At 56.9% G+C, this 13,474-nt stretch carries 10 protein-coding genes; 9 read left to right on the top strand and 1 reads right to left on the bottom strand.

What is annotated here, in order from left to right; all coding sequences use genetic code 11:
* The first annotated feature begins 27 nt into the window (after positions 1-27).
* The 5 genes from ileS to rihC all read left to right on the top strand — a co-directional run bounded on the left by ileS (position 28) and on the right by rihC (position 5,885).
* Complete coding sequence (ileS, locus tag H7R56_RS20835) at positions 28-2,871, top strand: isoleucine--tRNA ligase (RefSeq protein ID WP_106925296.1); 2,844 nt, start codon at positions 28-30, stop codon at positions 2,869-2,871.
* On the top strand, positions 2,871-3,359 hold the full coding sequence (gene lspA, locus H7R56_RS20830) for a signal peptidase II (RefSeq protein WP_106925298.1): 489 nt from the start codon (positions 2,871-2,873) through the stop codon (positions 3,357-3,359). Before ileS ends, lspA begins: the two co-directional genes overlap by 1 nt.
* A 143-nt stretch (positions 3,360-3,502) precedes the next feature.
* Positions 3,503-3,952: an FKBP-type peptidyl-prolyl cis-trans isomerase gene (fkpB, locus tag H7R56_RS20825; RefSeq protein WP_035894914.1), complete on the top strand. Its 450-nt coding sequence runs from the start codon at positions 3,503-3,505 to the stop codon at positions 3,950-3,952.
* A gap of 1 nt (position 3,953) precedes the next feature.
* Entirely contained in the window at positions 3,954-4,904 is a 951-nt protein-coding gene (gene ispH, locus H7R56_RS20820; RefSeq protein WP_106925300.1) for a 4-hydroxy-3-methylbut-2-enyl diphosphate reductase, read from the top strand.
* A gap of 66 nt (positions 4,905-4,970) precedes the next feature.
* Positions 4,971-5,885, top strand: a complete 915-nt coding sequence (gene rihC / locus H7R56_RS20815; protein ID WP_106925302.1) for a ribonucleoside hydrolase RihC — start codon at positions 4,971-4,973, stop codon at positions 5,883-5,885.
* On the opposite strand, the gene H7R56_RS20810 is transcribed toward rihC, so the two are convergent.
* A complete protein-coding gene (locus H7R56_RS20810) occupies positions 5,886-6,794 on the bottom strand; it encodes a LysR family transcriptional regulator (protein ID WP_106925304.1) in 909 nt (302 codons plus the stop codon). It lies immediately after the preceding gene.
* A gap of 92 nt (positions 6,795-6,886) precedes the next feature.
* On the opposite strand from H7R56_RS20810, the gene H7R56_RS20805 reads away from it, so the two are divergent.
* The 4 genes from H7R56_RS20805 (at position 6,887) to carB (ending at position 13,443) form a co-directional block, all read left to right on the top strand.
* Positions 6,887-7,519 carry an alanyl-tRNA editing protein gene (locus H7R56_RS20805; protein ID WP_106925306.1) on the top strand — a complete coding sequence of 211 codons (633 nt, stop codon included), beginning with the start codon at positions 6,887-6,889 and terminating at the stop codon, positions 7,517-7,519.
* A gap of 255 nt (positions 7,520-7,774) precedes the next feature.
* Positions 7,775-8,596: a 4-hydroxy-tetrahydrodipicolinate reductase gene (dapB, locus tag H7R56_RS20800; protein ID WP_106925308.1), complete on the top strand. Its 822-nt coding sequence runs from the start codon at positions 7,775-7,777 to the stop codon at positions 8,594-8,596.
* A gap of 455 nt (positions 8,597-9,051) precedes the next feature.
* On the top strand, positions 9,052-10,200 hold the full coding sequence (gene carA / locus H7R56_RS20795; protein ID WP_106925310.1) for a glutamine-hydrolyzing carbamoyl-phosphate synthase small subunit: 1,149 nt from the start codon (positions 9,052-9,054) through the stop codon (positions 10,198-10,200).
* 18 nt (positions 10,201-10,218) lie between these two features.
* Complete coding sequence (gene carB, locus H7R56_RS20790; RefSeq protein ID WP_106925312.1) at positions 10,219-13,443, top strand: carbamoyl-phosphate synthase large subunit; 3,225 nt, start codon at positions 10,219-10,221, stop codon at positions 13,441-13,443.
* The last annotated feature ends 31 nt before the right edge of the window (positions 13,444-13,474 follow it).

Here is a 13,474-nt window from a genome sequence, read left to right as displayed (position 1 = left end):
ACGTAAATATACGGAACCGAGAATCTGATGAGTGACTATAAATCAACCCTGAATTTGCCGGAAACAGGGTTCCCGATGCGCGGCGATCTCGCCAAGCGCGAACCGGGAATGCTGGCGCGTTGGACTGATGATGACCTGTACGGCATCATTCGTGCAGCCAAAAAAGGCAAGAAAACGTTCATTCTGCATGATGGCCCTCCCTATGCGAACGGCAACATTCATATTGGTCACTCGGTAAACAAGATTCTGAAAGACATTATCGTGAAGTCCAAAGGGCTCTCCGGTTATGACTCTCCGTACGTGCCTGGTTGGGACTGCCACGGCCTGCCTATTGAACTGAAAGTTGAGCAGGAGTTTGGCAAGCCGGGCGAGAAATTTACCGCCGCTGAGTTCCGCGCCAAATGCCGCGAATACGCCGCAACCCAGGTTGACGGTCAGCGTACCGACTTTATCCGTCTGGGCGTGCTGGGCGACTGGCAGAAGCCATACCTGACGATGGACTTCAAAACCGAAGCCAACATCATTCGTGCGCTGGGCAAAATCGTGGCTAACGGCCACCTGCACAAAGGCGCGAAGCCGGTGCACTGGTGCGTTGACTGCCGTTCTGCGCTGGCGGAGGCGGAAGTTGAGTATTACGACAAAACCTCCCCGTCTATCGACGTGGCGTTCCACGCCGCTGACCTGGACGCAGTAAAAGCGAAATTTGGTGCCGCCAACGTGACCGGCCCAATCTCGCTGGTTATCTGGACCACCACGCCGTGGACTTTGCCAGCGAACCGCGCAATTTCTCTGGCGCCTGATTTCGACTATGCGCTGGTGCAGGTAGACGGCCAGGCGCTGATTCTGGCAAGCGACCTCGTTGAGAGCGTAATGAAGCGCATCGGCGTGAGCGACTACACCATTCTGGGCACCGTCAAAGGCGCCGAGCTGGAACTGCTGCGCTTCACCCACCCGTTCATGGGCTTCGACGTTCCGGCGATTCTGGGCGACCACGTGACGCTGGATGCCGGTACCGGTGCGGTACATACCGCCGGTGGCCACGGCCCTGACGACTACGTGATCAGCCAGAAATACGGTCTGGAAATCGCTAACCCGGTTGGCCCTGATGGCGCATACCTGGCGGGCACCTACCCAGAGCTGGACGGCGTGAACGTCTTCAAAGCTAACGACAAAATCGTTGCGCTGCTGGCCGAAAAAGGCGCACTGCTGCACGTCGAAAAAATGCAGCACAGCTACCCATGCTGCTGGCGTCACAAGTCACCGATCATCTTCCGTGCGACCCCGCAGTGGTTCGTCAGCATGGATAAAAAAGGCCTGCGTATTCAGTCTCTCAAAGAGATCGACCGCATCGAGCAGGAAGGCCTGGCGAAAGAAGATCTGAGCGGCTGGATCCCGGCCTGGGGTAAAGCACGTATCGAATCCATGGTCGCAAACCGCCCTGACTGGTGTATCTCCCGTCAGCGTACCTGGGGCGTGCCAATGGCGCTGTTCGTGCATAAAGACACCGAAGAGCTGCACCCGCGCACCACTGAACTGATGGAAGCGGTAGCCAAGTACGTTGAGAAAGACGGTATTCAGGCGTGGTGGGATCTCGACCCGCGTGAAATCCTCGGCGACGACGCAGACAACTACGTGAAAGTGCCAGATACCCTGGACGTGTGGTTCGACTCCGGTTCAACCAGCTACTCCGTTGTGGATGCGCGCCCTGAGTTCGGCGGTCATTCTGCGGACATGTATCTGGAAGGTTCTGACCAGCACCGTGGCTGGTTCATGTCCTCCCTGATGATCAGCGTTGCCATGAAAGGCAAAGCGCCGTATCGCCAGGTACTGACCCACGGCTTCACCGTCGATGGTCAGGGCCGTAAGATGTCTAAATCTATCGGTAACACCGTTTCTCCGCAGGACGTGATGAACAAACTGGGCGCGGATATCCTGCGTCTGTGGGTGGCATCAACCGACTACACCGGCGAAATGGCGGTATCGGATGAAATTCTGAAACGTGCTGCCGACAGCTATCGTCGTATCCGTAACACCGCGCGCTTCCTACTGGCGAACCTGAACGGTTTCGATCCGCTGAAAGACATGGTGAAACCGGAAGATATGGTGGTGCTGGATCGTTGGGCCGTAGGTTGCGCGCAGGAAGCGCAGGCTGACATCATGAAAGCCTACGAATCCTATGACTTCCACGAAGTGGTACAGCGCCTGATGCGCTTCTGCTCCGTCGAAATGGGCTCGTTCTACCTCGACATCATCAAAGACCGCCAGTACACCGCGAAAGCGGACAGCGTGGCGCGTCGTAGCTGCCAGACCGCGCTGTACCATATCGCAGAAGCGCTGGTTCGCTGGATGGCGCCTATCATGTCCTTCACCGCTGATGAAATCTGGGGCTACCTGCCGGGTAACCGCGAGAAGTACGTCTTCACCGGCGAGTGGTATGAAGGTCTGTTTGGCCTGGCCGACAGCGAAGCGATGAACGATGCGTTCTGGGAAGAACTGCTGCAGGTTCGTGGCGAAGTGAACAAGGTCATCGAGCAGGCGCGTGCTGATAAGAAAGTCGGTGGTTCTCTGGAAGCGGCAGTGACCCTGTACGCCCAGCCGGAACTGGCGGCTAAGCTGAACGCGCTCGGCGACGAATTGCGATTTGTCCTGTTGACCTCTGGGGCGACCGTTGCGGATTATGAAGCGGCAACCGCAGATGCCCAGCAGAGCGAACTGCTGAAAGGGCTGAAAGTGGCGCTGAATAAAGCCGAAGGTGAGAAGTGCCCGCGCTGCTGGCACTACACCACTGATGTTGGCAAGGTAGCGGAGCACATCTGTGGCCGCTGTGTGAGCAATGTGGCCGGTGACGGCGAAAAACGTAAGTTTGCCTGATGAGTAAATCGATTTGTTCAACAGGGTTACGCTGGCTGTGGCTGGTTGTCGCCGTGCTGATTATCGATCTGGGCAGCAAATACCTGATCCTCCAGAATTTTGCTCTGGGGGATACGGTGCCGCTGTTCCCGTCGCTTAATCTGCATTATGCGCGTAACTATGGCGCCGCGTTCAGCTTCCTGGCCGACAGCGGCGGCTGGCAGCGCTGGTTCTTTGCGGGTATCGCTATCGGTATCTGCGTCGCGCTGGCGGTGCTGATGTATCGCTCTAAGGCCACGCAAAAGCTGAACAACATTGCCTACGCGCTGATTATTGGCGGCGCGCTGGGTAACCTGTTCGACCGTTTGTGGCACGGTTTCGTTGTCGACATGATCGATTTCTACGTCGGCGACTGGCACTTTGCCACCTTCAACCTGGCCGATACCGCAATCTGTATCGGTGCTGCGCTGATCGTGCTGGAAGGTTTCCTGCCGAAAAAACAGGCGTAGCCTGGTGCCGGATGGCGCCGCGCTTACCGGGCCTACCGTTTTGTGTAGGCCCGGTAAGCGTAGCGCCACCGGGCACGCAGACGGCGCTGAACGTATAACAATAATCGTCATTCCAATGTCGTAAGATAAAAGGCTGTCCCTGCATGTCTGATTCGATTCAAAGCAATAGCGCAGTGCTGGTGCACTTCACGCTGAAACTGGACGATGGCTCTACCGCTGAGTCGACCCGTAACAACGGCAAACCGGCGCTGTTTCGTCTGGGCGATGCCTCCCTGTCTGAAGGGCTGGAGCAGCATCTTCTCGGCCTGAAGGCCGGGGATAAAAAATCCTTCTCTCTGGAGCCGGATGCGGCGTTTGGTATCTCTACGCCAGATCTTATCCAGTATTTCTCCCGCCGCGAATTTATGGATGCGGGCGAACCGGAAATCGGCGCTATCATGCTGTTCACCGCAATGGACGGCAGCGAGATGCCAGGCGTGATCCGCGAGATTAACGGTGACTCCATCACGGTTGATTTCAACCACCCGCTGGCGGGCCATACCGTTCATTTTGATATTGAAGTACTGGAAGTCGATCCGGTACTGGAGGCGTAACATGCAGATCCTGTTGGCCAACCCACGCGGCTTTTGTGCAGGCGTTGACCGCGCTATCAGCATTGTTGAAAATGCGCTCGCCATCTATGGCGCGCCAATCTATGTTCGCCATGAAGTGGTGCATAACCGCTACGTGGTGGACAGCCTGCGCGCACGCGGCGCTATCTTTATCGAGCAGATTAGCGAAGTGCCGGACGGCGCGATCCTGATTTTCTCTGCCCACGGCGTTTCTCAGGCCGTGCGTAACGAAGCGAAAAGTCGCGACCTGACGGTCTTTGACGCGACCTGCCCGCTAGTCACCAAAGTACATATGGAAGTGGCGCGCGCCAGTCGTCGCGGCGAAGAGTCGATTCTTATCGGTCACGCCGGTCACCCGGAAGTCGAAGGCACCATGGGCCAGTACAGCAACCCGAAAGGGGGCATGTACCTCGTTGAGTCGCCGGAAGACGTACTGAAGCTGACGGTGAAAGACGAAAGCAAGCTGTCGTTTATGACCCAGACTACGCTGTCGGTGGACGATACCTCCGACGTTATTGACGCGCTGCGTGTCCGTTTCCCGAAAATCGTTGGCCCGCGTAAAGACGACATTTGCTACGCCACCACTAACCGTCAGGAGGCCGTGCGATCGCTCGCTCAGCAGGCCGACGTCGTGCTGGTCGTAGGGTCGAAAAACTCGTCGAACTCCAACCGTCTGGCTGAACTGGCGCAGCGGATGGGCAAAGCCGCCTATCTGATTGATGACGCCGCAGATATTCAGGAAGCGTGGGTGAAAGATGTGGCCTGCGTGGGCGTTACCGCCGGGGCTTCTGCGCCGGATATTCTGGTGCAGAACGTGATTGCCCGCCTGCAAGGGCTGGGCGGCGGCGAAGCCATCACCCTTGAAGGGCGTGAAGAAAACATTGTTTTCGAAGTGCCGCGCGAGCTGCGTGTGGATGTTCGTGAAGTCGAATAAATTAATCCTCCCGCAGATATGAAAAAATGCCAGGCTTAACGTCTGGCATTTTTTTAGGGAGAAATCATGCGCCTGCCTATTTTCCTGGATACCGATCCCGGTATCGACGACGCCGCAGCGATTGCCGCTGCGCTTTTTGCCCCCGAGCTGGATCTCCAGTTAATGACCACCGTAGCCGGCAACGTTTCGGTCGAAAAAACCACTCGTAACGGTCTGCAACTCCTGCACTTCTGGGGTGCCGACGTTCCGTTGGCGCAGGGGGCGGCTGCCCCGTTGGTTCGCCCGCTGCGCGACGCTGCATCGGTGCACGGCGAATCCGGCATGGAGGGCTATGACTTTGTCGAGCATAACCGTCAGCCGTTGGCAAAACCGGCGTTTCAGGCCATTCGCGATGCGCTGATGCACGCGCCGCAGCCGGTGACGCTGGTGGCGATTGGCCCGCTGACCAATATTGCGCTACTGCTGACGCAGTATCCGGAATGCCGCTTCAATATTCGTCGACTGGTGATCATGGGCGGTTCCGCCGGGCGCGGTAACTTTACCCCCAACGCCGAGTTTAATATTGCCATTGACCCGGAAGCCGCGGCGCTGGTGTTCCGCAGCGGCCTGGAGATTGTGATGTGCGGGCTGGACGTCACCAACCAGGCGCTGCTTTCGCCGGAATATCTCGCCTCTCTGCCCGCGCTGAATAAAACCGGCGCCATGCTTCACGCGCTGTTCAGCCACTACCGCAGCGGCAGCATGCAGAGCGGCCTGCGCATGCACGACCTGTGCGCGATTGCCTGGCTGGTGCGCCCCGAACTGTTTACGCTGCAAAGCTGCTTTGTGGCGGTAGAAACTCAGGGGCAATACACGGCGGGCACGACGGTGGTGGATATCGAAGGGCGATTGGGACAGCCGGCCAACGCGCAGGTGGCGCTGGCGCTGGACGTGGAGGGGTTCCGTCAGTGGGTGGCTGAAGTTTTTGCCCGTGCGCCGTAATCACTCGCCATACTGCGGCAGTTTTTCACTCAGATAATCAATCATGGCCCGCATTCTGGCGGGCATATGCTTATTGCGCGTCCACAGTAGCCACAGCTCGCCGCTGTAGTCGCTGATAAATTCCCAATCCGGCAGAACCTGCACAATCTCTCCGCTGGCGAGCGCTTCGCGGGCGGTGAACAGCGGCAGGCTGCCGATACCAAGATGATGCTTTACCGCATCCAGCCGCACGCCGGTATGGTTAGCGGCATAGCGCCCGTGGGTCTGAATCGTCTCCATGGTTTCGCCGCGCCGAAACTTCCAGCGTGAATCAGCGGGCGTCTCGCCAAGGCTGATGCAGCAATGGTCGCGCAGCGCCTGCGGGTGTTCCGGCATGCCGTGCTGGCGCAGATACTCCGGAGTGGCGCAAATAACGTGGCTGACCGGCATTAGCGGGCGGCCGTACAGGCCGGGAGAGGGCGACTGGCTGATGCGTAGCGCCAGGTCGACGCCATCGTCAATCAAATCCATATACCGGTCTTCCAGCCGCAGACAAACGTCCACCTGTGGAAAGCGCGTAAAAAATTCGGCCATGAGCGGATGGATAACAAAACGCCCCACCGCTTTGGGCACGCTGAGCGTGAGTTTCCCCTGCGCGATCTGCTGCTGGCTGCTGCCGGAGTCGAGTGCCAATTGTGCGGCGTTCAGCATCTCCTGTGCGTGCTCATACACCATTTTTCCTGTTTCACTCAGCGCCAGTTTGCGGGTGGTGCGGTGTAGCAGTTTGCTGCCGAGCGCGCGTTCAAGACGGGTAACGCTGCGGCTAATAGCCGAAGGCGTCGCGCCCGACGTTTTGGCGGCAGCAGAGAAGCTACCGTGGTCAACGATCAGCACGAAGGTGGCCAGATCGGGAAGCAGGTTTGGATTCATTTGTGCATACCAGGCAAAGATGCATTGAATGAGAGCGGGATTATCACCGTTGGTAAAGTGAATATACTCTGCTCATCAAGAGGAGAACAACCATGACCGAACGACTTTATTACACCCGCGATGATACTCAAGCGCCGGCATGCGTGCTGCGCTGCATGCCAGAAGCCGACGGCCGCTACGCCGTCGAGCTGGACCGTACGCTGTTCCATCCGCAGGGCGGCGGGCAGCCAGCGGACGCAGGCTGGATTGATGAGACGCCGGTGGAAGGCGTTGTCGCACGCGGCGACAGCGTGGCGCATATCGTATCGCAGCCGTTGCCGCTGGGGCCGGTCACTCTTCGTGTGGATGCCTCCGTCCGCCAGCAGCACGCGCGACTGCACTCCGCCGGACATCTGATTGGCCTGGCCGGAGAGCGCTGCGGCTGGCAGCCGGTGAAGGCACACCACTGGCCTGGTGAAGGACGGATCACGTTTGTGCCTGCGGCACAAAGCGCGCTGCCTGAGGCCCAGGCGCTGCTGGCGATAATCAGCGCATGGCAGTTGGCCGATCTCCCGCGCAAGGTCAGCGTAGAGGGAGAATTACGCCGGGTCGGTTTTGGCGATCTTCCCGCCTATCCTTGCGGAGGGACGCACGTTGCGCGGCTATCCGATATTGGTGAGGTAAAGATTAGCGATGTGAAAATGAAAAAAGGGCAGATGCTCGTTCACTACACGTTACTGCCCTGAAAAGTAATCACGCTAATCGATTGGTTTACGATGGCTTTGGCGTCATTTCCCCAGGCTTACGCATCATTCTGAGTGCGTTTGACTTCTTTCCTGCATCGCGGCAATGATTCATCCTGTGGGATGAATCATGTCTTTTACTGATATTCCTCTCTGTTTATCATTAAATTCTAATTATCGGCGTTTTCGGCTGGCGACCCTGTTGTGCGCTGGTTACTCTGAAAACGATTTACGCAATTTTAACAAAAGAGAATAGCTATGCATGATGCACAAATCCGCGTCGCCATTGCCGGCGCCGGTGGCCGCATGGGACGGCAGTTAATCCAGGCCGCGATGGCGATGGAAGGGGTACAACTGGGTGCGGCGCTGGAGCGTGAAGGCTCCAGCTTACTGGGCAGCGATGCCGGTGAACTGGCGGGGGCAGGGAAAGCAGGCGTCACCGTTCAGAGCAGCCTGGAAGCGGTAAAAGATGATTTTGACGTGTTTATCGACTTTACCCGTCCGGAAGGCACGTTGACGCATCTGGCTTTCTGCCGCCAGCATGGGAAGGGGATGGTGATTGGCACCACCGGGTTTGATGATGCCGGTAAACAGGCCATTCGTGATGCCTCTCAGGACATTGCTATCGTATTTGCCGCTAACTTCAGCGTTGGCGTCAACGTGATGCTGAAGCTGCTGGAGAAAGCGGCGAAGGTGATGGGCGACTATACCGATATCGAAATTATTGAAGCGCACCACCGCCACAAAGTGGATGCGCCATCAGGTACGGCACTGGCGATGGGTGAAGCGATCGCCGGGGCGCTGGATAAAGATCTGAAAGACTGCGCGGTCTACTCGCGTGAAGGTTATACCGGAGAACGCGTACCGGGCACGATTGGTTTTGCTACCGTCCGTGCGGGTGACATTGTCGGTGAACATACCGCGATGTTCGCCGATATTGGTGAACGCGTGGAGATTACGCATAAGGCTTCCAGCCGCATGACGTTTGCTAACGGTGCGGTAAGAACGGCTCTTTGGCTTAAATCAAAGAAAAATGGTCTTTTTGATATGCGTGATGTGTTGAATTTGAATGAACTATAAGTATTTATTACCCATCGTGATGTGGTTATTGTAGTCATAATTGCTTGATTACACAGGGCAATATTTTATTGCCCTTTATTTTATCTTTAATTTTATGATTTTACATTGAGATACCTGTTTTTATAGGTTATCTATCATAAATGTGTTGGTTAAATGTAAATTTTGACCATCTGGTCTACTTTTTTGCGCTCTTCTTCATGATTTAACAATCTTCCTGCTCCACAAGCGTTTTCTCCTCTTAGTTAGTTGATCATTTTGATGCCTGGAGGCGGCTTAGTTATCCAGTGGCGCAAAATAATAATAAAAATTGTCCTTTAAGGTAGACATTTGCCGAGGCTGTCACTAGAATGCCGCCGTTTGCCAGAAATTCATCGGTAAGCAGATTTGCATTGATTTGTGCCATTGTTATGAATTAATATGCAAATAAAGCGAGTAAATATTCTCTGGAGGGTGTTTTGATTAAGTCAGCGCTATTGGTTCTGGAAGACGGAACCCAGTTTTACGGTCGGGCCATAGGGGCAACGGGTTCGGCGGTTGGGGAAGTCGTTTTCAATACTTCAATGACCGGTTATCAAGAAATCCTCACTGATCCTTCCTATTCTCGCCAAATCGTCACCCTTACTTATCCCCATATCGGTAATGTCGGCACCAACGCCGCCGATGAAGAGTCCTCTCAGGTTCACGCTCAGGGTCTGGTTATTCGCGACCTGCCGCTGATTGCCAGCAACTACCGCAACACCGAAGACCTCTCTTCTTACCTCAAACGCCATAACATCGTGGCGATTGCCGATATCGATACGCGTAAGCTGACGCGACTGCTGCGCGAGAAGGGCGCTCAGAACGGCTGCATCATCGCGGGTGACCACCTCGATGCCGCGCTGGCGCTGGAAAACGCCAAAGCGTTCCCGGGCCTCAACGGTATGGACCTGGCAAAAGAAGTGACCACGGCTGAATCCTACAGCTGGACGCAGGGTAGCTGGACGCTGGCGGGTGACCTGCCGGAAGCCAGGTCCGAAGAAGAGCTGCCGTTCCACGTCGTTGCCTACGATTTTGGCGCGAAGCGCAACATCCTGCGTATGCTGGTTGACCGCGGCTGCCGCCTGACGGTGGTGCCGGCGAAAACCTCCGCTGAAGAAGTGCTGGCGATGAATCCAGACGGCGTGTTCCTGTCTAACGGCCCTGGCGACCCGGCACCGTGCGACTACGCCATCGACGCGATTGAAAAATTCCTCCAGACCAACGTTCCGGTGTTTGGCATCTGCCTCGGCCATCAGCTGCTGGCGCTGGCGAGCGGTGCGAAGACTATCAAAATGAAGTTTGGTCACCACGGTGGTAACCACCCGGTGAAAGACCTGGATAAGAACGTGGTGATGATCACCGCGCAGAACCACGGCTTTGCGGTTGATGAAGACTCGTTGCCAGCCAACCTGCGCGTGACCCACAAATCTCTGTTCGACGGTACCCTGCAGGGGATTCACCGTACCGATAAACCGGCGTTCAGCTTCCAGGGCCACCCAGAGGCGAGCCCAGGCCCGCACGATGCGGCACCGCTGTTCGACCACTTTATCGAGCTTATTGAGCAATACCGTCAGTCCGCGAAATAATCAGGAGTAATAAGAGCCATGCCAAAACGTACAGACATAAAAAGTATCCTGATTCTGGGCGCGGGCCCGATTGTTATCGGTCAGGCGTGTGAGTTTGACTACTCCGGTGCCCAGGCGTGTAAAGCGCTGCGCGAAGAGGGCTACCGCGTCATTCTGGTGAACTCCAACCCGGCCACCATCATGACCGACCCGGAAATGGCCGATGCCACCTACATCGAGCCGATTCACTGGGAAGTGGTGCGTAAAATCATCGAAAAAGAGCGCCCGGATGCGGTGCTGCCGACCATGGGCGGCCAGACCGCGCTGAACTGTGCGCTGGAGCTGGAGCGTCAGGGCGTGCTGGAAGAGTTCGGCGTGACCATGATTGGTGCTACCGCTGATGCGATTGATAAAGCAGAAGACCGTCGCCGTTTCGACGTCGCGATGAAGAAAATCGGCCTCGACACCGCGCGTTCCGGTATCGCGCACACCATGGAAGAGGCGCTGGCGGTTGCCGCTGACGTCGGCTTCCCATGCATCATCCGTCCAAGCTTCACCATGGGCGGCACCGGTGGCGGTATCGCCTACAACCGCGAAGAGTTCGAAGAAATCTGTGAACGCGGTCTGGATCTCTCGCCAACCAACGAGCTGCTGATTGATGAATCGCTGATCGGCTGGAAAGAGTACGAGATGGAAGTGGTGCGTGATAAAAACGACAACTGCATCATCGTCTGCTCTATCGAAAACTTCGATGCGATGGGCATCCACACCGGTGACTCCATCACCGTGGCGCCAGCGCAGACCCTGACCGACAAAGAATACCAAATCATGCGTAACGCCTCGATGGCGGTACTGCGTGAAATCGGCGTAGAAACCGGCGGTTCTAACGTGCAGTTCTCGGTGAACCCGAAAGACGGTCGCCTGATTGTTATCGAAATGAACCCGCGCGTATCCCGCTCCTCGGCGCTGGCCTCGAAAGCGACCGGCTTCCCGATTGCTAAAGTGGCTGCCAAGCTGGCAGTGGGTTACACCCTCGATGAACTGATGAACGACATCACCGGCGGCCGTACCCCGGCTTCCTTCGAGCCGTCCATCGACTACGTTGTGACGAAGATTCCACGCTTCAACTTCGAGAAATTCGTTGGCGCTAACGACCGTCTGACCACGCAGATGAAATCTGTCGGTGAAGTGATGGCGATTGGCCGCACGCAGCAGGAATCCCTGCAGAAAGCGCTGCGCGGTCTGGAAGTGGGCGCGACCGGCTTCGACCCGAAAGTGAGCCTCGATGACCCTGAAGCGCTGACCAAAATCCGCCGCGAACTGAAAGACGCAGGCGCTGAGCGTATCTGGTACATCGCCGATGCCTTCCGCGCGGGCCTCTCTGTCGATGGCGTGTTTAACCTGACCAACATCGACCGCTGGTTCCTGGTACAGATTGAAGAGCTGGTGCGTCTGGAAGAGAAAGTGGCGGAAGTGGGTATCAACGGCCTCGACGCTGACTTCCTGTTCCACCTGAAACGCAAAGGCTTTGCCGATGCGCGTCTGGCAAAACTGGCGGGCGTCCGCGAAGCGGAAATCCGCAAGCTGCGTGACCAGTACAACCTGCACCCGGTCTACAAGCGTGTGGACACCTGTGCGGCGGAATTTGCTACCGACACCGCTTACATGTACTCCACCTATGAAGAAGAGTGCGAGTCCAATCCTTCCGTAGACCGCGATAAAATCATGGTCCTCGGCGGCGGCCCGAACCGTATCGGTCAGGGTATCGAATTTGACTACTGCTGCGTACACGCCTCGCTGGCGCTGCGTGAAGACGGTTACGAGACCATCATGGTCAACTGTAACCCGGAAACCGTCTCTACCGACTATGACACTTCCGACCGCCTGTACTTCGAGCCGGTAACCCTGGAAGACGTGCTGGAAATCGTGCGCATCGAGAAGCCGAAGGGCGTTATCGTACAGTACGGCGGCCAGACCCCGCTGAAGCTGGCGCGTGAACTGGAAGCCGCAGGCGTACCGGTGATCGGCACCAGCCCGGATGCTATCGACCGCGCAGAAGACCGTGAGCGCTTCCAGCATGCGGTTGACCGTCTGAAGCTGAAACAGCCAGCCAACGCCACCGTGACCGCGATTGAACAAGCGGTTGAGAAGGCAAAAGAGATTGGCTACCCGCTGGTGGTGCGTCCGTCCTACGTTCTCGGCGGCCGTGCGATGGAAATCGTCTACGACGAAGCTGACCTTAAGCGCTACTTCCAGACCGCCGTCAGCGTTTCCAACGACGCGCCGGTGCTGCTGGACCGCTTCCTGGACGATGCGATTGAAGTCGACGTCGACGCCATCTGCGACGGCGAAATGGTGCTGATTGGCGGCATCATGGAGCACATCGAGCAGGCTGGCGTTCACTCCGGTGACTCCGCGTGTTCCCTGCCAGCCTACACGCTGAGCCAGGAAATTCAGAACGTGATGCGTGAGCAGGTGCAGAAGCTGGCCTTCGAGCTGCAGGTTCGCGGCCTGATGAACGTGCAGTTCGCGGTGAAAGACAACGAAGTCTACCTGATTGAAGTCAACCCGCGTGCGGCGCGTACCGTACCGTTCGTCTCCAAAGCGACCGGCGTACCGCTGGCGAAAGTGGCGGCGCGCGTGATGGCAGGGAAAACCCTGAAGCAGCAGGGCGTGACCGAAGAAATCATCCCACCGTACTACTCGGTGAAAGAAGTGGTGCTGCCGTTCAACAAATTCCCAGGCGTTGACCCACTGTTAGGGCCAGAAATGCGCTCTACCGGGGAAGTGATGGGCGTAGGCCGTACCTTCGCGGAAGCGTTCGCTAAGGCTCAACTCGGCAGTAACTCCACCATGAAGAAACAGGGCCGTGCGCTGCTCTCCGTTCGCGAAGGCGACAAAGAGCGCGTGGTTGACCTGGCCGCTAAGCTGCTGAAACAGGGCTTCGAGCTGGATGCAACCCACGGTACCGCGATTGTACTGGGTGAAGCGGGTATCAACCCGCGCCTGGTGAACAAGGTGCATGAAGGTCGTCCGCACATTCAGGACCGTATCAAGAATGGCGAATACACCTACATCATCAACACCACCGCAGGTCGTCAGGCGATTGAAGACTCCAAGCTGATTCGCCGCAGCGCGCTGCAGTACAAGGTGCATTACGACACTACCCTGAACGGCGGCTTCGCGACGGCAATGGCGCTGAATGCGGACGCTAAAGACAAAGTCACTTCCGTACAGGAAATGCACGCGCAGATTAAAAAATAAGTGCGAGCAATAAAATAAAACGCCGGGCAGA

Source organism: Klebsiella sp. WP3-W18-ESBL-02, from assembly GCF_014168815.1.
Lineage (GTDB): Bacteria > Pseudomonadota > Gammaproteobacteria > Enterobacterales > Enterobacteriaceae > Kluyvera > Kluyvera ascorbata_B.
The sequence above is the reverse complement of the archived record's forward strand: the minus strand, read 5'-3'. Positions and strand labels throughout refer to the sequence as shown.